This is a genomic window from Bradyrhizobium roseum, from assembly GCF_030413175.1.
In the GTDB taxonomy this organism is placed as follows: Bacteria; Pseudomonadota; Alphaproteobacteria; order Rhizobiales; family Xanthobacteraceae; genus Bradyrhizobium; species Bradyrhizobium roseum.
The window spans coordinates 930,279-947,363 of the sequence record NZ_CP129212.1 but is presented as its reverse complement, the minus strand read 5'-3'; the positions used below and the strand labels follow the sequence as shown (position 1 = coordinate 947,363).

Genomic DNA, 17,085 nt, shown 5'->3' with positions numbered 1-17,085 from the left:
TTTGAAGGTCCAGCCGCTCAAAGACAAGGGTTTATGACCGGTTCGCGCGGAGCCTCGAGAAGCTTCTTCACCGAGCCCCTGATTTGATCCGGGCTGATACTGCGAAAATGCTCCAGATCGCGGCTGGTGCAGGCTTTCTCGAGCCCTTGTTTGCGCGCAACCGCGAGATCCGATTCCGCGGCACTGCGCTTGAATTCTTCCAGCATCGGGCGCGTCGGGTGCAACGATGAATTCGCCAGAATGAATTGATCGATCGCGGCAATTGCTTCGTCCATCGCATCGTCGGTCGGTCGCCGCTGCAACCCACACGCCGCCGTTTTGGCCTGGACAGACAGGTACATCGACCAAGCGCACAGAACGGCACCATTTCCGGTCTTGTCGAACTCGAACTGGCGCGGTCCCAGCACCATGCGCTCCTGGCCCGCCGCCGGTACGCTCAACGCCAATAGTCCGGCCACAGCAATCACCAAGGTCTTCAAGCGATCGGAAACGCGCGGTAGCTTTCCATGCGAACCGTACTTCACGGGTTGCCCTCCCCCTCATCGCTCGCCAGCACGCCCTTCACCGCCCGCGCCCAGCCCGCCAGCTTACGCCCGCGCGTGGCCTTGCTCATCGCCGGCTTGAAGCGGTGTTCGAGCCGCCAGTTGTCGGCGAACCTTGAAGGCTCGGGATAGACACCGGCCTGAAGTCCCGCGAGATAGGCGGCGCCGAGCGCGGTGGTTTCCTGGATCATCGGGCGATCGACGGGCGCGTCGAGCAGGTCGGCGAGGCGCTGCATGGTCCAGTCGGACGCGGTCATGCCGCCGTCGACGCGGAGCACGATGTTGGCGGCCGTGGCATCCGGCCAGTCGGCGCGCATCGCGGCCCAGAGATCGAAGGTCTGGTAGCAGACGCTTTCCAGCGCCGCATGCGCCAGTTCGGCGGGGCCGGTGTTGCGGGTGAGGCCGAACAGCGCGCCGCGCACGCGCGGATTCCAGTAGGGCGCGCCGAGGCCGACGAAGGCCGGCACCAGATAGACGCTCTGGGTGGAATCGGATTGGTCGGCGAGCGGTCCGGTCTCCGACGCCTGCTTGATGATACCGAGGCCGTCGCGCAGCCATTGCACGGCGGAGCCTGCGACGAAGATCGAGCCTTCGAGCGCGTAGGTGCGCTTGCCGCCGAGCTGATAGGCGATGGTGGTGAGCAGCTTGTTGTTCGACGCGACCGGCGTGGTGCCGGTGTTGAGCAGGGCAAAACAGCCGGTGCCGTAGGTCGACTTGATCATGCCGGGTGTGAAGCAGGCCTGGCCGATGGTGGCGGCCTGCTGGTCGCCGGCGATGCCGGAGATGGCGATCGCGCCGCCGAACAGGCTTTCATCGCTGTCGCCGAATTTGGCGGACGAGTCCTTCACTTCAGGCAGCATCGAGCGCGGCACGCGCAACAGCTTCAGGAGATCCTCGTCCCACTCGCCGGTGTGGATGTTGAACAGCAGCGTGCGCGAGGCGTTGGTGGCGTCGGTGGCGTGCACACGGCCAGCGGTCAGCTGCCACAGCAGATAGCAATCGACGGTGCCGAACATCAATTCGCCCCGGCCGGCGCGTTCGCGCGCGCCCGGGACGTGATCGAGGATCCACGCGACTTTTGTTCCGGAGAAATACGGGTCGATGATCAGGCCGGTCTTGGCGGTGATCGTCGGCTCATGGCCGTCGGCTTTCAGCTTCGCGCAAGTATCGGCGGTGCGGCGGTCCTGCCAGACGATGGCGCGGTGCACGGCCTTGCCGGTGGCGCGGTCCCACACCACGGTGGTTTCACGCTGGTTGGTGATACCGATCGCGGCGATGTCCTTGGCTTTCAGCCCGGCCTTTTCCAGCGCTTCGTGGCAGACCGCGACCGTCGAGTTCCAGATGTCCTCCGGCTCGTGCTCGACCCAGCCCGAGGCCGGAAAATGCTGCGGGAATTCCTGCTGTGCTGTGGCGGCGATGGAAATATCGCTGCGGAACACGATCGCACGCGAGGATGTGGTGCCCTGATCGATGGCCAGAACGAAGGACATGACGTTGCTTCCCCGGGAAGGTTTTGGTTGTGGAGAGGCAAGCGGATTGGGAGACGGAGGTCAAGCAGGTGAGCTGTTCACTACATCCTCCCCTGGAGGGGGAGGATCGGTTCGCATGGAATGCGAACCGAGGTGGGGTGACGGTCTCTCCACGTCCAACAGAGCATGCGTGGATAGGCTGTCACCCCGCCCCGTCTCACATTACGCTGCGCTCCATGTGAGCCGACCCGCCCCCTCAAGGGGCGGGTAAGAAAAGTCACGTCGCGGCTGTGGTCACGCCGCCATCGACGACGATGGTCTGTCCGGTCATGAAAGTCGAGGCGTCCGACGCCAGATACGCCACGGCGCCGGCGATTTCTTCGGGCTCGCCGATGCGGCGCAGTGGGGAGCTTGCCGTGCGGCGCTTCAAATTGTCCGGGTCTTCCCACAGCGCGCGGGCGAAATCGGTCTTGACCAAACCGGGCGCAACGCAATTGACGCGGACGCCCTTCGGTCCCCATTCGCCGGCGAGGCTGCGACACAGCGCGAACTCCGCCGCTTTCGAAATGCCGTAGGCGCCGATCACGGTGGAACCGCGCAGGCCACCGATGGAGGAGATGATCACCACCGAGCCGTTGCCGCGCTCGGCCATCTGCGGGATCGCCAGCGCGCAGAGCCAGATGTTGCTCTTGACGTTGGAGTTCATGATCTTGTCGAAGGCTTCGTCCTTGATGTCGAGCAGCGGGCCGTAATACGGGTTCACCGCGGCGTTGCAGACGAGGATGTCGACCTTGCCGTAATGTTCTGTCGTGCCCGTGATCAGCCCCTCGACTTCCTCGCGGCGCGAGATGTTGCAGGGAATGACATGGGCGTCGCCGCCGTCCTTCCTGATGCCTTCGGCCACTTCGTGACAGGCATCGGCCTTGCGGCTGGAGATCACGACTTTTGCGCCGAGCCGGGCGAGCAGTTCGGCGGAGGACCGGCCGATGCCGCGGCTGGAGCCGGTGATGACGGCGACTTTTCCGGTGAGATCGAACGGGGTGTTTTTCATTGTTGTTGGTTCCCTGACTCTCGCCCCGTCATTCCGGGGCGATGCGCAGCATCGAACTATGATGTGCAATTGCACATCAGAGAATCCATTGGGCGGCAGCGCAAGCTGTGAGTTGGATTCCGGGTTCATCGCTGCGCGATGCCCCGGAATGACGGAGAGTGGCCGTTACACCAATCCCCCTGCGTCGGTGACGCGGCGGAGGTGGTAGTCGGTATCGCCAAAGGTGTTCTCGATCATGGTCAGCCGCTTGAAGTAGTGACCGATCTTGTATTCCTGGGTCATGCCGACGCCGCCGTGGAGCTGGATCGACTGCTGTCCGATGAATTTTCCGGACTTGCCGATCTGCACCTTGGCGGCGGCCACGGCCGTGGCGCGCTCCTTGGCGCTTTCGAAATCGGCCGCCATGGTCGCGAACATCGACATGCTGCGGGCCTGTTCGAGCGCCACGAACATGTCGGCGGCGCGATGCTGCAGCGTCTGGAAGCTGCCGATCGGCACGCCGAACTGCTTTCGGGTCTTGAGATATTCGACCGTCGACTTCAGCGACTCATCCATCGCGCCGACCGCTTCCGCGCACATCGCGGTGCGGGCTTCGTCGACCACGCGCTCGATCAGCGGCAGGCCGTTCTCGGGATCGCCGATCGCAGCGTCAGCACCGATCTCGACGCCGGTGAAGGTGATGTCGGCGGCGTGCAGGCCGTCCTGGGTCGGATAGCCCTTGCGGGTGACGCCCTTGGCGTCCGCCGGCACCAGGAACACGCCGATGCCCGACTTGTCGGTGCGGTTGCCCTTGGTGCGCGCGGTCACGATCAGGGTGTCGGCGTTCTCGCCGTTGAGCACGACGAACTTTTCGCCGTCGATCACCCAGCCTGACCCTTTCTTCTTGGCGGTCGTGCTGACATCGCCGAGGTCATAGCGCGAGTTCTTCTCGAGCTGGGCGAAGGCAAAGGTCTTGCTGCCGTCGATGATGCCGGGGACATGCGCGGCCTTCTGCTCGGCCGATGCGCCATGGCGCAGGAAACCGCCGCCGATCACGACGGTCGCCAGATACGGCTCCAGCACCAGCGCCTTGCCGAGCGCCTCCATCACGATCATGGTCTCGACCGCGCCGGCGCCGAAACCGCCGTCGGCTTCCGCGAACGGCAGACCCAGCAAGCCCTGCTCGGCCAGCTTGTTCCAGACGGTCTTGCTCCAGCCGCCCCTTTCCTTTTGGTATTTCTTGCGCGCATCGAAATCGTAGGAGTCGGTCAGCAGACCGTCGATGCTTTCCTTGAGAAGGCGCTGCTCCTCGGACAAATCAAAATCCATGTTGTTTTCCTTGACTACACGTCGTCGCTTCAATCGTGGTCGTTGCCAGGCGCCGGGTTCTTCTTAACCTCGCCCCGCTTGCGGGGAGAGGTCGGATCGCATCGCAAGATGCGATCCGGGTGAGGGGGTACAGGTCTCTCGACAGTCTTTGCTGGGAGAGAGCCCCTCACCCCGACCCTCTCCCCGCGAAGAGCGGGGCGAGGGAGAAGAAGATCAGAGCCCCAGCACCGCCTTGGTGATGATATTCCGCTGGATCTCGTTGGAGCCGCCGTAGATCGAGACCTTGCGGTTGTTGAAATAGCTCGGCGCGATCTGGGCGGTCCAGTCCATGGTTTCGTTGGTGCCGTCATCGCCATGCACGTCGTAGGGCGCGGCGAACGGGCCGATCACTTCCATCAGAAGCTCGGTGGTGGTCTGCTGGATTTCCGAGCCCTTGATCTTGAGCACCGAGGACGCCGGATTGGGCTTACCCTTACCGTGCTTGCCTTCGTCGGCGACGACGCGCAGCTGCGTGAGTTCGAGCGCCTTGAGCTCGATCTCGCAGGCGGCGAGCTTTTCGCGGAAACCCTGGTCTTCCAGCACCGGCTTGCCGTTCGCTTCGACCTTGGAGGCGAGATCCCTGATGCGGCGCAGCCGCTCCTTGGAGACGCCGACGCGGGCGATTCCGGTGCGTTCGTTGCCGAGCAGGAATTTGGCGTAATCCCAGCCCTTGTTCTCCTCGCCGATCAGATTCTCGACCGGCACCTCGACGTCGTCGAAGAACACCTCGTTGACCTCGTGGCCGCCGTCGATGGTCTCGATCGGGCGAACGGTGACGCCCTTCGACTTCATGCTGAATACGATGAAGGAGATGCCCATCTGCTTCTTCGCGTTATTATCGGTGCGGCACAGGCAGAAGATCATGTCGGCGTGCTGGGCCAGCGTGGTCCAGGTCTTCTGGCCGTTGATGATGTACTTGTCGCCCTTGCGCTCGGCCTTGGTCTTGAGCGAGGCGAGGTCCGATCCGGAGCCGGGCTCCGAAAAACCCTGGCACCACCAGTCGTCGACATTGGCGATGCGCGGCAGATACTGCTGCTTCTGCTTCTCGTTCCCGAAGGTGTAGATGACCGGGCCGACCATGCTGACACCGAAGGCGAGCGGCGCCGGCGCCGGGTGCATCTGCAGCTCTTCATTGAAGATGTAGTGCTGCACCGAGGTCCAGCCGGTGCCGCCATATTCCTTCGGCCAGTGCGAGCAGCCCCAGCCCTTCTTGTTGAGGATACGCCACCAGGCGACCATCTCGTCCTTGGAGAGATGGCGGCCTTCGATCATCTTGCGCCGCGTTTCCGGCGGCACGTTGTTCTGGAAGAAGCTGCGAACTTCCTCACGAAACGCAATTTCTTCCTTGCTGAAAGCGAGATCCATCTGGACCCTCCTGTGAGCGAATGAATGACATCCGTAGTAGCGTGAACTCTGGTCTCTCGTCGTCCCGGCCTTGAGCCGGGATCCATAACCACCGTCGTCTATGTTACAAAGGCCGTCTTCCCATCTGCCCCAAACCAAGGCCGCGGCGTATGGGTCCCGGCTCAAGGCCGGGACGACGGCGGAGTTTAGGAACGACCTCCTGATGCGGTTTGTTGGTTTGGTGCTGCGGCTGGCTGTTGCCGCATCCGCAATTCATGGCGCGACAGTTTCCCGACCGGCGTGCGCGGCAGTTCGTCAACGAAATCGACCGCGGCCGGAAATTCGTGCTTGCCGAGCTTGCCCGTGAGAAAAGTGCGCAGTTCGTCCAGCGTGAAAGGTTTCGCGCCATCGCGCAGCCTGATAAAGGCCTTGGCCGCCTCGCCGCGGTAATCGTCGGGAATGCCGATCACGATCACTTCCTGCACGGCGGGATGTGTATAGATCGCCTGCTCGATCATCTGCGGATAGACGTTGAAGCCGCCGGAGATGATCATATCCGTCTTGCGGTCGACCAAATAGAAGTAACCGTCGCTGTCCATGTAGCCGATGTCGCCGGTGAGGAACCGGTCACCGACAAAGGCCTTCGCGGTTTCCTGCGGCCGGTTCCAGTAGCCTTTCGTCACATTCGGCCCGCGAATTCTGATTTCACCGACTTCTCCCACCGGCATCAACTTCGTCGGGTCTTCCAGCGACACCACGTCCATCTCGATGCCCGGCAGCATCAAGCCGATCGAGCCGGGCTTGTCCGGCCCCTCCTTCGGATGCGCGGTGCCGGGCGAGCAGGTCTCGGTCATGCCCCAGCCGCTCTTCAGCTTCATGCCGACCCGGCTCTCCAGGATCCGCGCGACCTCGACCGGCAGCGGCGCGCCGCCAGAGCCGACGCTGACCAGCGACGACAGGTCGCGCTTGTCGAGATCGGGCAACGCCGCGATCGCGATCCACATCGTCGGCACACCGGGAAAAGACGTGGCGCGCTTGACCTCGATGTCCCGCATCACGGCGTCGACATCGAAACGCTGGTGCAGCGAAATCAGATTGCCGCGCCGGATCGACGACAGCAGCACCACCGTCAGCGCATAGATATGAAACAGCGGCAGCACGCAGATCACGCGCTCGATCGCGTTGCGCTCCAGCCGCGACGGCTTGCCCCAAACGTCATAGACCGAAACCGCCGAGGTCAGATTGCCATGGCTAAGCATCGCGCCCTTCGGCAGGCCCGTCGTGCCGCCGGTGTATTGCAACAGGGCGACGTCGTCGGCCGAGATCGCGGGCCACTGCGAAGGCTTTTGCGTGCCCTCGGTGAACTGGCGGTGAGTGATGATCTTGGGGTTGTCCGGCAGCGCCGTCTGCGGCGTTCCGACCTTGCCCCAATGATCGTCCTCGCAGACGATCAGGCGATCCAGCAGCCCCTTGTCGAGGAACTTCAGCGCAGTCGGCAGCAGGGCCGAGAGGTTACTGGTCACCAGCACGCGCGCACCGGAATCGGACAGCTTGTGCGACAGCGCGATCTCACCGTCGAGCGGCGACAAGTGCACGATTCGGGCGCCGGCCTTCAATGCGCCGAAGAAATTGACGGGATGATCGGGCGAATTGCCGAGGAACAGCGCGACCGAACTGTTCCGGCCGTAGCCGGCGCGCAGAAAGGCGCTGGCCGCGGTCTCCACCAGCGCTTCGAGTTCGCCGTAGCTGATCGGCCGGTCGCGGAATTCGAGGGCGGGACGCGCGCCGAACTCGGCCGCAGCCGTCGACAACAGGTCCGGCAACGTTCCGCGCGCGATCGCATCGTCCCAACGGACGCCTTGCGGATAGAACTGCTCGCCGGGATGGGTCATGGCGCGGGTATGCAAACTCTAGAGGTCGTCATTCCGGGATGGCCCGAAGGGACAGGCCCGGAATCCATTGGGCCACATTCTCAGCGGCAAGATGGATTCCGGGTTCATCGCTTCGCGATGCCCCGGAATGACGTGGCTGTACATCAAGCCGCCTTTGATTTCTCGGCCAGCGACGCGAACGTCTTGCCTTCCGCGGCGAGGCGCTTGAGCAGCGGCGCCGGTTCAAGCGAGGGATCGTTGGTCTCCTTGGCGTAATGCGAGAGCCGATCGGCGATGTGCTTCAGGCCGACGGAATCGGCCCAGAACATCGGGCCGCCGCGGTAGATCGGCCAGCCATAGCCATAGAGCCAGATCACGTCGATATCGCTCGGCCGCGCTGCGATGCCTTCCTCGAGGATGCGCGCACCCTCGTTGATCATCGGGTACATCATGCGCTCGAGGATTTCCTCGTCGCTGACGGTGCGGCGCTTCTTGCCGAGCTTCTGCAAGGTCTCGTCGATCACCTTCTCGACATCGGGATCGGGCAGCGGCGAGCGCGAGCCGCCTTCATACTTGTAGTAACCCTTGCCGGTCTTCTGGCCGAAGCGGCCGGCTTCACAGAGTGCGTCAGCGATCTCCGACTTGATGCCGCGGTCCTTGCGCGAGCGCCAGCCGATGTCGAGGCCGGCGAGATCGCTCATCGCGAACGGTCCCATCGGCATGCCGAATTTTGTCACCACAGCGTCGACCTGCTGAGGCAATGCGCCTTCGAACAACAGTTTTTCCGACTGCTTGCCACGCTGGGCCAGCATGCGGTTGCCTACAAAACCGTCGCAGACGCCGACAACGGCCGGCACCTTGGCGATCTTGCGCGAGATCGACACCGCAGTGGTGAGCGCGTCCGGGGCGGTCTTCTCGGCGCGGACGATCTCGCACAGCTTCATGACGTTGGCCGGCGAGAAGAAGTGCATGCCGAGCACGTCCTGCGGACGCTTGGTCTCCTTCGCGATTTCGTCGATGTTCAAATACGAAGTGTTGGAGGCGAGCACCGCGCCCGGCTTGGCGAACTGGTCGAGCTTGCCGAACACTTCCTTCTTCACCGCCATGGTCTCGAACACGGCCTCGATCACGAGGTCGGCATCCTTGACGTTCTCCAGGCCGACCTTGCCGTCGATCAGCGCCATGCGCTTGGCGGGCGCATCCGCCGGGATGCCGCCGCGCGCCGCGGTGTTTTCCCAGTTCTTCTGCATGATGCCCATGCCGCGCTTGAGCGCTTCGTCGGTGGTTTCGATCAGCGTGACCGGAATACCGGCATTGGCAAACGACATCGCGATGCCGCCGCCCATGGTGCCGGCGCCGATGACGGCGACGCGGTCGACCTTGCGCGGCTTGGTGCCGTCAGGGACACCCGCGATCTTCGAGGCTTCGCGCTCGGCGAAGAACGCATAGCGCTGCGCCTTGGACTGGTCGCTGGAAACCAGCTTGAGGAAACCTTCGCGCTCCTTCTTCAGGCCCTCATCGAACGGCAGTTCGATGGCGGCGCGAACGGCGTCCGCGGCGGCGAACGGCGCTTCGAGCCCGCGCGCCTTCTTGGTCATCGCGGCAACCGCGTTGGTGAAGATCGAAATATCGGCCTTCGCCGCCGCCAGCTTGGAATCGTCGTCGCGCAGTTTTCGCAGCGGACGCTTTTCGGCGACCAGCTTGCGGGCAAACGCCTCGCCGCCCGAGACCCTGTCTTCGACGATCTCCTCGATCAGGCCGCTCTTGAGCGCTTCCGCCGCGCTGATGGGTTCGCCGCCGACAATCATCTTGACCGCGAGTTCGGGGCCGACCGCGCGCGGCAAACGTTGCGTTCCGCCGGCGCCGGGCAGCAATCCAAGCTTCACCTCGGGCAGGCCGAGCCGCGCCTCCTTGACGGCGACGCGATAGTGGCATGCCAGCGCGACTTCGAGGCCACCGCCGAGCGCGGTGCCGTGGATGGCGGCAACGATCGGCTTCGGCGACTTCTCCATGAGCTCGAGCACCTCGGCAAGGCCGGGCGGCTTCGGCGGCTTGCCGAATTCGGTGATGTCGGCGCCGGCGATGAAGGTGCGGCCGCCACAGGTCAGCACGATGGCCTTCACCTCGGGGTCCGCGATCGCGCTCTTCATGCATTCGAAAATGCCACCGCGCACCGCAGCGCTCAGCGCATTTACCGGAGGGCTGTCGACCGTGACGATGGCGACGATGTCGTGACGCTCGAGTTTTACCACTTCACTCACGGCACTCTCCCTGTTCAGTTTGTTCTCTGGATCGTTTGTTATTGGACGCCACGCAACTTGCGTTGAGTGGCTACGTTTAGCCAATTTCGCACTGCGAAATTTAATTCCACATCTTGACACGGAGGGTTATTTTGAAGCACGTCCGTTGTCAACGAGCTCATCAGCAGTAACGGGTAATGAAGCGTCCAGGGAAAAAAGTGGCGACCGATCGCAGCTTCGTCGTCGCGCTTTCCCGCGGACTGGATGTCTTGCGCGCATTTCATCCCAACGATGGCCTTCTCGGCAATCAAGAACTCGCCGCCCGTACCAATCTGCCGAAGCCGACCATTTCCCGCCTGACCTACACCCTGACCAAGCTCGGTTATCTTACACCCGTTCCGCGCTTCGAGAAGTATCAACTCGCGCCATCAGCCATGGCGCTGGGGTATGCCGCGCTGGCCAATCTTGGCGTTCGGCATTTGTCCGAACCTTATCGTGAAGAACTGATGCGCGAGACCGGCGGCGCCGTCGCGGTCGGCGGACGCGATCGTCACAGCATGATCTATTTCGGGCAGAGCCGTAACGGGTTGCTCGGCGTGCAACTCGACGTCGGTTCGCGGGTACCGATCGCGACCACGGCGATGGGACGCGCCTATATCTGGGCACTGCCCGACGACGAGCGCGCCTCCTTGTTGCGCGAACTGCGCGACCATTATGGCAGCCGTTGGTCGCGAATGCGCGACGGCATCGAACGCGCGGGCGAAATGGTCGCGCGTCAGGGATTCACGATCTCCGCGGGCGAATGGCAAGACGATGTGCACGCGGTAGGTGTGTCGTTGAAGCTGAGCGACGGAACCGGACCCTATGCCTTCAATTGCGGAGCACCCGCCTTCCGCTTCACGGAAGATCGCCTGATCAACGACATTGGACCGCGCCTGGTGACGATGGTAAGGAACATCGAGGCAGCGCTCGGCGGCGCAGCGCCGCAATCAAAAAAAGCAGACAACAAAAAAGTGAAAGCAGGAGGAAGAGTTGCACGTTTGTCCGAGGGGATCAGATAGCGTTCACCATGACCGGCGAAAACCTTCGGCCGGTCATTCCCCCGCCGTGCTCAGGGCGGGCGGGACGCGATGACGCAAGCACAGCTCGCGCAGGGACACGCTCCCCTGCTCGCGGTTCGCGACGTCAGCGTCGTGTTCGGCGGCATCATCGCGCTGAATGGCGTGTCCTTCGACATGCACAAGGGTGCCATCCTCGGCCTGATCGGGCCGAACGGCGCCGGCAAGACCACGCTGTTCAACTGTCTCTCCCGGCTCTATCAGCCGTCCTCCGGCGATATCCTGATGGAAGGCGCGAGCATCCTGACTCGCCCGGCGCACAAGATCGCCGAGATCGGCATCGGCCGCACGTTTCAGAACGTCGCGCTGTTCCCCAACCTTTCGGTGATGGACAACGTCCGCATCGGCTGCCACGCGCGCACCTCGAGCGACATCATTTCGGATTCGCTGAGGTTGGCCTGGGTCCGCCGCAGCGAGGCCGCGATCAACAAGAAGGTGCAGGAAATCCTCGCCTATCTCGATCTCGAAAGCGTCGCCCACACCGTGGTGTCGGGCCTGCCGTTTGGCACCCAGAAGCGCGTGGAACTGGCGCGCGCGCTCGCCGCCGACCCGAAAATCCTGCTGCTCGACGAGCCAGCCGGCGGCCTCAACCATGAGGAAGTCTACGTGCTCGGCGATCTGATCCGACGGATCCGCGACGAGCGTCACATGACGGTGCTGCTGGTCGAGCATCACATGGGCCTCGTGATGTCGATCGCCGACCACGTCGTCGCCCTCAACTTCGGTCGCAAGCTCGCTGAGGGAACGCCGGCCCAGGTCCAGGCCGACCCGGATGTCATCAAGGCCTATCTCGGGAGCAAGGACCAATGACCGCGATGCTCAACATCAAGGATCTGCGCGCCTATTACGGCCAGGTCCAGGCGCTTCATGGCCTCAGCTTCTCGCTCAACGAGGGCTCTCTGACCACGCTGCTCGGCGCCAACGGCGCCGGCAAGACCACCACGCTGCGCGCGATCTGCAACATGGTGCGTTCCACCGGCGCAATCGAGTTCGAGGGCAAGGCACTCTCGGGAAAATCGACCGAGAACGTCGTCCGTCTCGGCATCGCGCATGTGCCGCAGGGCCGCGGCACCTTCACCACCATGACGGTGGAGGAGAACCTGCAACTCGGCGCCATCACTCGCAGCGACAAGAAGGGCGTGGTTGCCGACATCGAACGGATGTACCAGCACTTCCCGGTGCTGAAGGAGCGGCACACGCAGCAGGCCGGCACGCTGTCGGGCGGCGAACAGCAGATGCTCGCGGTCGCGCGCGCGCTGATGCTGCGGCCGAGGCTGATGCTGCTGGACGAGCCGTCGTTCGGCCTTGCGCCGCTGATCGTGCGCGAGCTGTTCAAGATCCTCGGCAAGATCAACCGCGAGGACAAGGTCACCATCCTGGTGGTCGAGCAGAACGCGCAGCTGGCGCTGGAACTCGCCGATCAGGCCTATGTGATCGAAACCGGGAAGATCGTGATGTCGGGCAACGCCAAGGACATCGCGAACAACGAAGACGTCCGCAAATCCTATCTCGGCTACTGAGGAGCAGGCCATGGAGCTGTTTACCAACCAAGTCCTGGCCGGCATCGCCACGGGCGCGATCTACGCCTGTATGGCGCTCGCGGTCGTGATGATCTACCAGGCGATCGACCATCTGAATTTCGCCCAGGGCGAAATGGCGATGTTCTCGACCTTCATTTCCTGGCAATTGATGCAGTGGGGCCTTCCCTACTGGTGGGCCTTCCTGGCCACGCTGATCATCTCCTTTGTCGGCGGCATCGCCATCGAGCGGCTGCTGTTCAAGCCGCTGGCCAAGGCGCCGGTCCTGACTAATGTCGCGGGTTTCATCGCCTTGTTTGCGATCGTCAACTCGGTGGCCGGCCTGATCTGGGACTTCACCATCAAGCAGTATCCGTCGCCGTTCGGATCCTCGCCCTTCCTCGGCAGTCAGCTGATCTCGACCCATCAGGCCGGCATGATCGGCGTGACGCTGGGGCTGCTGATCGCGCTTTACTTCTTCTTCCAGTTCACCCGGATCGGGCTTGCGATGCGCGCCGCTGCCGCCATGCCGGAATCGGCCCGCCTGGTCGGCATCAACACCTCGTGGATGATCGCGCTGGGCTGGGGCATGGCTTCGGCCATCGGCGCGATTGCGGGGATCCTGATCGCACCCGTGGTGTTCCTGGAGCCGAACATGATGGGCGGCGTGCTGATCTACGGATTTGCCGCGGCCGTCCTCGGCGGGCTGACTTCGCCGCTCGGCGCCGTGCTCGGCGGCTTCCTGGTCGGTGTGTTTGAGAATCTCGCCGGAACCTACATTCCCGGCGTCGGTAACGAGTTGAAACTGCCGATCGCGCTTGCGCTGATCATCACCGTCCTGGTCGTCAAACCGGCAGGCCTGCTCGGCCGGCCCATCGTGAAGCGAGTTTGATCATGAGCGCTGCCGAGGAAATCGTCACAGAAGCACCGGCCGTCGAGGCCGCTCCGAAACGGGCGATGACGCTCGGGCTGGGCACCTCGCTGGTGGTGCTGGCCGCGCTGGTCATCGCCCCGCTGTTCGTCAAGAACTTCATCATCTTCCAGATGACGATGCTCCTGATCTACGCCCTTGCCGTGCTGGCGCTGAACATCCTGACCGGCGGAAGCGGGCAGTTCTCGCTCGGCCAGAGCGCGTTCTACGCGGTCGGCGCGTATACGTCGGCGATCCTGATGGAACATGTCGGGATGAACTACGCGCTGACGCTGCCGATCGCGGGCATCATCTGCTTTGCGTTCGGTTTCGTGTTCGGCCAGCCGGCGCTGCGGCTCTCCGGCGTCTATTTGGCGCTGGCGACCTTTGCGCTCGCGGTCGCCATGCCGCAACTGCTCAAGCTCGGCTTCTTCGAGCACTGGACCGGCGGCGTGCAGGGCCTGGTCGTGACCAAGCCCGACGCGCCGTTCGGCCTGCCGATGTCGCAGGACATGTGGCTGTATTACTTCACGCTCGCGATCGGGATCGGGATCTATATCGCCTCGGTGAACCTGCTGCGCTCGCGCTCGGGCCGCGCCTTCATGGCGATCCGCGACAACGAGATCGCGGCGTCCGCGATGGGCGTCGACGTCGCGCTGTACAAGACGCTGGCGTTCGGCGTCTCGGCCGGTATCACCGGCGTCGCCGGCGGCCTCGGCGCCATCGCGGTGCAGTTCGTGGCCCCCGACGGTTACACCATCACGCTGGCAATCTCGCTGTTCCTCGGCATGGTGGTCGGCGGTGTCGGCTGGCTGCCGGGCTCGATCGTAGGTTCCGCCTTCATCATCTTCGTGCCGAATATCGCCGAAGGGATCTCCAAAGGTCTCTCCGGCGCCGTATTCGGCGTGCTTCTGTTCCTCGTCATCTTCCTTGTGCCGCATGGCGCAAGGCAGGTGGCAATGGTTGCCCAGCAAATGCTCGGTAAACTCAAGAAGAACTAAGAAACTAAAGAACAAACTCAGGAGACACTATGCCTGCACTACTTCGGACTGCCGCCCTCGGGGCGGCGGTCTCTGCATTCGTTTTCGCTTCCGGTAGCGCCCTCGCCCAAAAGAAATATGACACCGGTGCGACCGATACCGAGATCAAGGTCGGTCACATCGTGCCCTACAGCGGCCCCGCCTCCGCCTATGGCGTCATCGGCAAGACCGAAGAAGCCTACTTCAAGATGGTCAACGAAAACGGCGGCATCAACGGACGCAAGATCAAGTTCGTCTCCTACGACGACGCCTACAGTCCGCCGAAGGCCGTCGAACAGGTGCGCAAGCTCGTCGAGAGCGACGAGGTACTGGTGGTATTCAATCCGCTCGGCACGCCGTCCAACACCGCCGTTCAGAAATATCTGAACGCCAAGAAGGTGCCGCAATTGTTCGTCGCAACCGGCGCCACCAAGTGGAACGATCCGAAGCATTTTCCATGGACCATCGGATGGCAGCCCAGCTATCAAAGCGAAGGGCTGATCTACGCGAAATACCTGATGAAGGAAAAGCCGAATGCCAGGGTCGCCGTGCTCTACCAGAACGACGATTTCGGCAAGGACTACCTCAAGGGCCTGAAGGACGGTTTCGGCGCCAAGTCATCTTCCATCGTCGCCGAGGAAAGCTACGAGATCTCGGAACCGACGATCGATAGCCATATCGTCAAGCTGAAAGCCACCGGCGCTGACGTCCTGATCAGCATCACGACGCCGAAATTCGCGGCGCAGACCATCAAGAAGATGGCCGAGATCGACTGGAAGGCGCTCCAGATCGTGGCCAATGTCTCGGCCTCGGTCGGCAGCGTGATCAAGCCCGCGGGCTACGAGAACGCGCAAGGCCTGCTGTCCGCGGCCTACGCCAAGGACGCCGCCGACCCGCAGTGGAATGACGACGCCGGGATGAAGAGGTTCTTCGCCCTGCTCGACAAATATTATCCCGAGGCCGACAGGCTCAACAGCTCGGTGGTGTACGGCTATGGCGCCGCGCAAACCCTCACGAAAATCCTGGAGATGTGCGGCGACGATCTGACCCGCGCCAACATCATGAAGCAGGCCGCGAACCTGAAGGACTTCACGCCGGACACGCTGTTGCCAGGCGTCAAGATCAACACCTCGGCCACCGACTTCGCGCCGATCGAGCAACTTCAGATGATGCGCTTTAAGGGCGAGAAGTGGGACCTGTTCGGCGACGTCATCAGCGGCGAAACCGGCAATCATTAATATTCCGCCCGACGGGCAGCTTCCCATCGCGCCGAACCAAATACCGCCCCGCGCAACGCCGTTGCGCGGGGCTTTTTGTTGCTGGGCGCAACCGAAAGGTATTCAATGCGAGTCCAAGAGCCGCCAAGTGCTCCTATCAAAAAACGATGACACATTCATCCTGATCCTAGGGAGATCAAAATGTCCGTTCTCAATTTGCGACCGGGAGCCTTCGCGGCTGCCCTCGCATTGCTTGCCGCATCCAGCAGCGGCGCATTGGCACAAAAGAAATACGACACCGGCGCCAGCGATACCGAAATCAAGATCGGCAACATCATGCCCTACAGCGGACCCGCTTCCGCCTACGGCGTCATCGGCAAAACCGAAGAAGCCTATTTCAGAAAGATCAACGCCGAGGGCGGCATCAACGGGCGGAAAATCAACTTCATCAGCTACGATGACGCCTACAGCCCGCCGAAGACGGTCGAGCAGGCACGCAAGCTGGTCGAAAGCGACGAAGTGCTGGTCGTGTTCAATCCGCTGGGCACCCCACCAAACTCGGCGATCCAGAAATACTTGAATACGAAGAAGGTGCCGCAGCTGTTCGTTGCCACCGGCGCCACCAAATGGAACGATCCGAAGGATTTCCCGTGGACGATGGGCTGGCAGCCCAACTACCAGAGCGAAACGCAGATCTATGCGAAGTACATTCTCAAGGAGAAGCCGAACGCCAAGATCGGCATCCTGTATCAAAACGACGACTACGGTAAGGATTACCTGAAGGGCTTCAAGGACGGCCTGGGCGCCAAGGCGGCCTCGATGATCGTCCTGGAAGAAAGCTACGAAGTCTCCCAGCCAACGATCGACTCCCACATCGTCAAGCTGAAGTCGAGCGGCGCCGACGTGTTCATCAACATCACCACGCCGAAATTCGCGGCGCAGGCGATCAAGAAGAACGCCGAAATCGGCTGGAAGCCGCTGCACTTCCTCAACAACGTCTCGGCCTCGATCGGCAGCGTCATCAAGCCGGCCGGTTTCGAGAATGCCCAGGACATCATCTCCTCCGCATACCTCAAGGACCCCACCGACAAGCAGTGGGAAAAGGATGCCGGGATGATCGCCTGGAACCAGTTCCTGGATAAGTATTACCCGGAAGGCAACCGTGCGGACGCCTCGCTGATGTACGCCTATACCGTCGCACAGGGTCTCGTGCATGTGCTGAAAGCATGCGGCGACGACCTGACGCGGGCCAACATCATGAAGCAGGCGGCCAGCATCAAGGACCTCGAACTCGGCGGTCTGCTGCCCGGCATTAAGGTAAACACCTCGGCGACGGACTTCGCGCCGATCTCGCAGGTGCAACTGATGAGGTTCAAAGGCGACACCTGGGAGCGCTTCGGCGAAATCCTCTCCGGCGACGTCGGCGGCTAGTTGCGCAGC

Annotated in this window: 14 protein-coding genes; 7 read left to right on the top strand and 7 right to left on the bottom strand. The window is 62.6% G+C overall.

Annotation, left to right across the window (positions count from 1 at the left end):
* Positions 1-17: 17 nt before the first annotated feature.
* The 7 genes from QUH67_RS04350 to QUH67_RS04320 all read right to left on the bottom strand — a co-directional run bounded on the left by QUH67_RS04350 (position 18) and on the right by QUH67_RS04320 (position 9,885).
* Complete coding sequence (locus QUH67_RS04350) at positions 18-524, bottom strand: hypothetical protein (RefSeq protein WP_300945424.1); 507 nt, start codon at positions 522-524, stop codon at positions 18-20.
* The gene (gene glpK, locus QUH67_RS04345) at positions 521-2,032 is read right to left on the bottom strand and encodes a glycerol kinase GlpK (RefSeq protein ID WP_300945423.1); all 1,512 of its coding nucleotides are present in this window, start codon (positions 2,030-2,032) and stop codon (positions 521-523) included. The genes QUH67_RS04350 and glpK overlap by 4 nt, the downstream gene beginning before the upstream one ends.
* Before the next feature lie 256 nt (positions 2,033-2,288).
* Positions 2,289-3,062 carry an SDR family NAD(P)-dependent oxidoreductase gene (locus QUH67_RS04340; RefSeq protein WP_300945421.1) on the bottom strand — a complete coding sequence of 258 codons (774 nt, stop codon included), beginning with the start codon at positions 3,060-3,062 and terminating at the stop codon, positions 2,289-2,291.
* 165 nt (positions 3,063-3,227) lie between these two features.
* Entirely contained in the window at positions 3,228-4,370 is a 1,143-nt protein-coding gene (gene pimD, locus QUH67_RS04335; RefSeq protein ID WP_300945420.1) for a pimeloyl-CoA dehydrogenase small subunit, read from the bottom strand.
* A 213-nt stretch (positions 4,371-4,583) separates the two neighbouring features.
* Positions 4,584-5,774 carry a pimeloyl-CoA dehydrogenase large subunit gene (gene pimC / locus QUH67_RS04330; RefSeq protein WP_300945419.1) on the bottom strand — a complete coding sequence of 397 codons (1,191 nt, stop codon included), beginning with the start codon at positions 5,772-5,774 and terminating at the stop codon, positions 4,584-4,586.
* 185 nt (positions 5,775-5,959) lie between these two features.
* A complete protein-coding gene (gene pimA, locus QUH67_RS04325; RefSeq protein ID WP_300945418.1) occupies positions 5,960-7,645 on the bottom strand; it encodes a dicarboxylate--CoA ligase PimA in 1,686 nt (561 codons plus the stop codon).
* 143 nt (positions 7,646-7,788) lie between these two features.
* Positions 7,789-9,885 (bottom strand): 3-hydroxyacyl-CoA dehydrogenase NAD-binding domain-containing protein, encoded by a 2,097-nt coding sequence (locus QUH67_RS04320; protein ID WP_300945417.1) that lies wholly within the window; start codon positions 9,883-9,885, stop codon positions 7,789-7,791.
* Between the two features lie 176 nt (positions 9,886-10,061).
* On the opposite strand from QUH67_RS04320, the gene QUH67_RS04315 reads away from it, so the two are divergent.
* The 7 genes from QUH67_RS04315 (at position 10,062) to QUH67_RS04285 (ending at position 17,076) form a co-directional block, all read left to right on the top strand.
* Positions 10,062-10,925: an IclR family transcriptional regulator gene (locus QUH67_RS04315; RefSeq protein ID WP_300945416.1), complete on the top strand. Its 864-nt coding sequence runs from the start codon at positions 10,062-10,064 to the stop codon at positions 10,923-10,925.
* A gap of 69 nt (positions 10,926-10,994) precedes the next feature.
* The gene (locus QUH67_RS04310) at positions 10,995-11,792 is read left to right on the top strand and encodes an ABC transporter ATP-binding protein (protein WP_300945415.1); all 798 of its coding nucleotides are present in this window, start codon (positions 10,995-10,997) and stop codon (positions 11,790-11,792) included.
* Positions 11,789-12,502 (top strand): ABC transporter ATP-binding protein, encoded by a 714-nt coding sequence (locus QUH67_RS04305; RefSeq protein ID WP_300945414.1) that lies wholly within the window; start codon positions 11,789-11,791, stop codon positions 12,500-12,502. The genes QUH67_RS04310 and QUH67_RS04305 overlap by 4 nt, the downstream gene beginning before the upstream one ends.
* Before the next feature lie 10 nt (positions 12,503-12,512).
* Positions 12,513-13,391 (top strand): branched-chain amino acid ABC transporter permease, encoded by an 879-nt coding sequence (locus tag QUH67_RS04300; RefSeq protein ID WP_300945413.1) that lies wholly within the window; start codon positions 12,513-12,515, stop codon positions 13,389-13,391.
* 2 nt (positions 13,392-13,393) lie between these two features.
* On the top strand, positions 13,394-14,410 hold the full coding sequence (locus QUH67_RS04295) for a branched-chain amino acid ABC transporter permease (RefSeq protein ID WP_300945411.1): 1,017 nt from the start codon (positions 13,394-13,396) through the stop codon (positions 14,408-14,410).
* 29 nt (positions 14,411-14,439) lie between these two features.
* Positions 14,440-15,666 carry an ABC transporter substrate-binding protein gene (locus QUH67_RS04290; protein WP_300945408.1) on the top strand — a complete coding sequence of 409 codons (1,227 nt, stop codon included), beginning with the start codon at positions 14,440-14,442 and terminating at the stop codon, positions 15,664-15,666.
* Between the two features lie 180 nt (positions 15,667-15,846).
* Positions 15,847-17,076: an ABC transporter substrate-binding protein gene (locus QUH67_RS04285; protein WP_300945406.1), complete on the top strand. Its 1,230-nt coding sequence runs from the start codon at positions 15,847-15,849 to the stop codon at positions 17,074-17,076.
* Positions 17,077-17,085: the final 9 nt, after the last annotated feature.

Coding starts and splice junctions, on each gene's coding strand:
- glpK (WP_300945423.1), bottom strand. CDS start 2,032: ATGTCCTTCGTTCTGGCCATCGATCAGGGCACCACATCCTCGCGTGCG.
- QUH67_RS04340 (WP_300945421.1), bottom strand. CDS start 3,062: ATGAAAAACACCCCGTTCGATCTCACCGGAAAAGTCGCCGTCATCACC.
- pimD (WP_300945420.1), bottom strand. CDS start 4,370: ATGGATTTTGATTTGTCCGAGGAGCAGCGCCTTCTCAAGGAAAGCATC.
- pimC (WP_300945419.1), bottom strand. CDS start 5,774: ATGGATCTCGCTTTCAGCAAGGAAGAAATTGCGTTTCGTGAGGAAGTT.
- pimA (WP_300945418.1), bottom strand. CDS start 7,645: ATGACCCATCCCGGCGAGCAGTTCTATCCGCAAGGCGTCCGTTGGGAC.
- QUH67_RS04315 (WP_300945416.1), top strand. CDS start 10,062: ATGAAGCGTCCAGGGAAAAAAGTGGCGACCGATCGCAGCTTCGTCGTC.
- QUH67_RS04310 (WP_300945415.1), top strand. CDS start 10,995: ATGACGCAAGCACAGCTCGCGCAGGGACACGCTCCCCTGCTCGCGGTT.
- QUH67_RS04305 (WP_300945414.1), top strand. CDS start 11,789: ATGACCGCGATGCTCAACATCAAGGATCTGCGCGCCTATTACGGCCAG.
- QUH67_RS04300 (WP_300945413.1), top strand. CDS start 12,513: ATGGAGCTGTTTACCAACCAAGTCCTGGCCGGCATCGCCACGGGCGCG.
- QUH67_RS04295 (WP_300945411.1), top strand. CDS start 13,394: ATGAGCGCTGCCGAGGAAATCGTCACAGAAGCACCGGCCGTCGAGGCC.
- QUH67_RS04290 (WP_300945408.1), top strand. CDS start 14,440: ATGCCTGCACTACTTCGGACTGCCGCCCTCGGGGCGGCGGTCTCTGCA.
- QUH67_RS04285 (WP_300945406.1), top strand. CDS start 15,847: ATGTCCGTTCTCAATTTGCGACCGGGAGCCTTCGCGGCTGCCCTCGCA.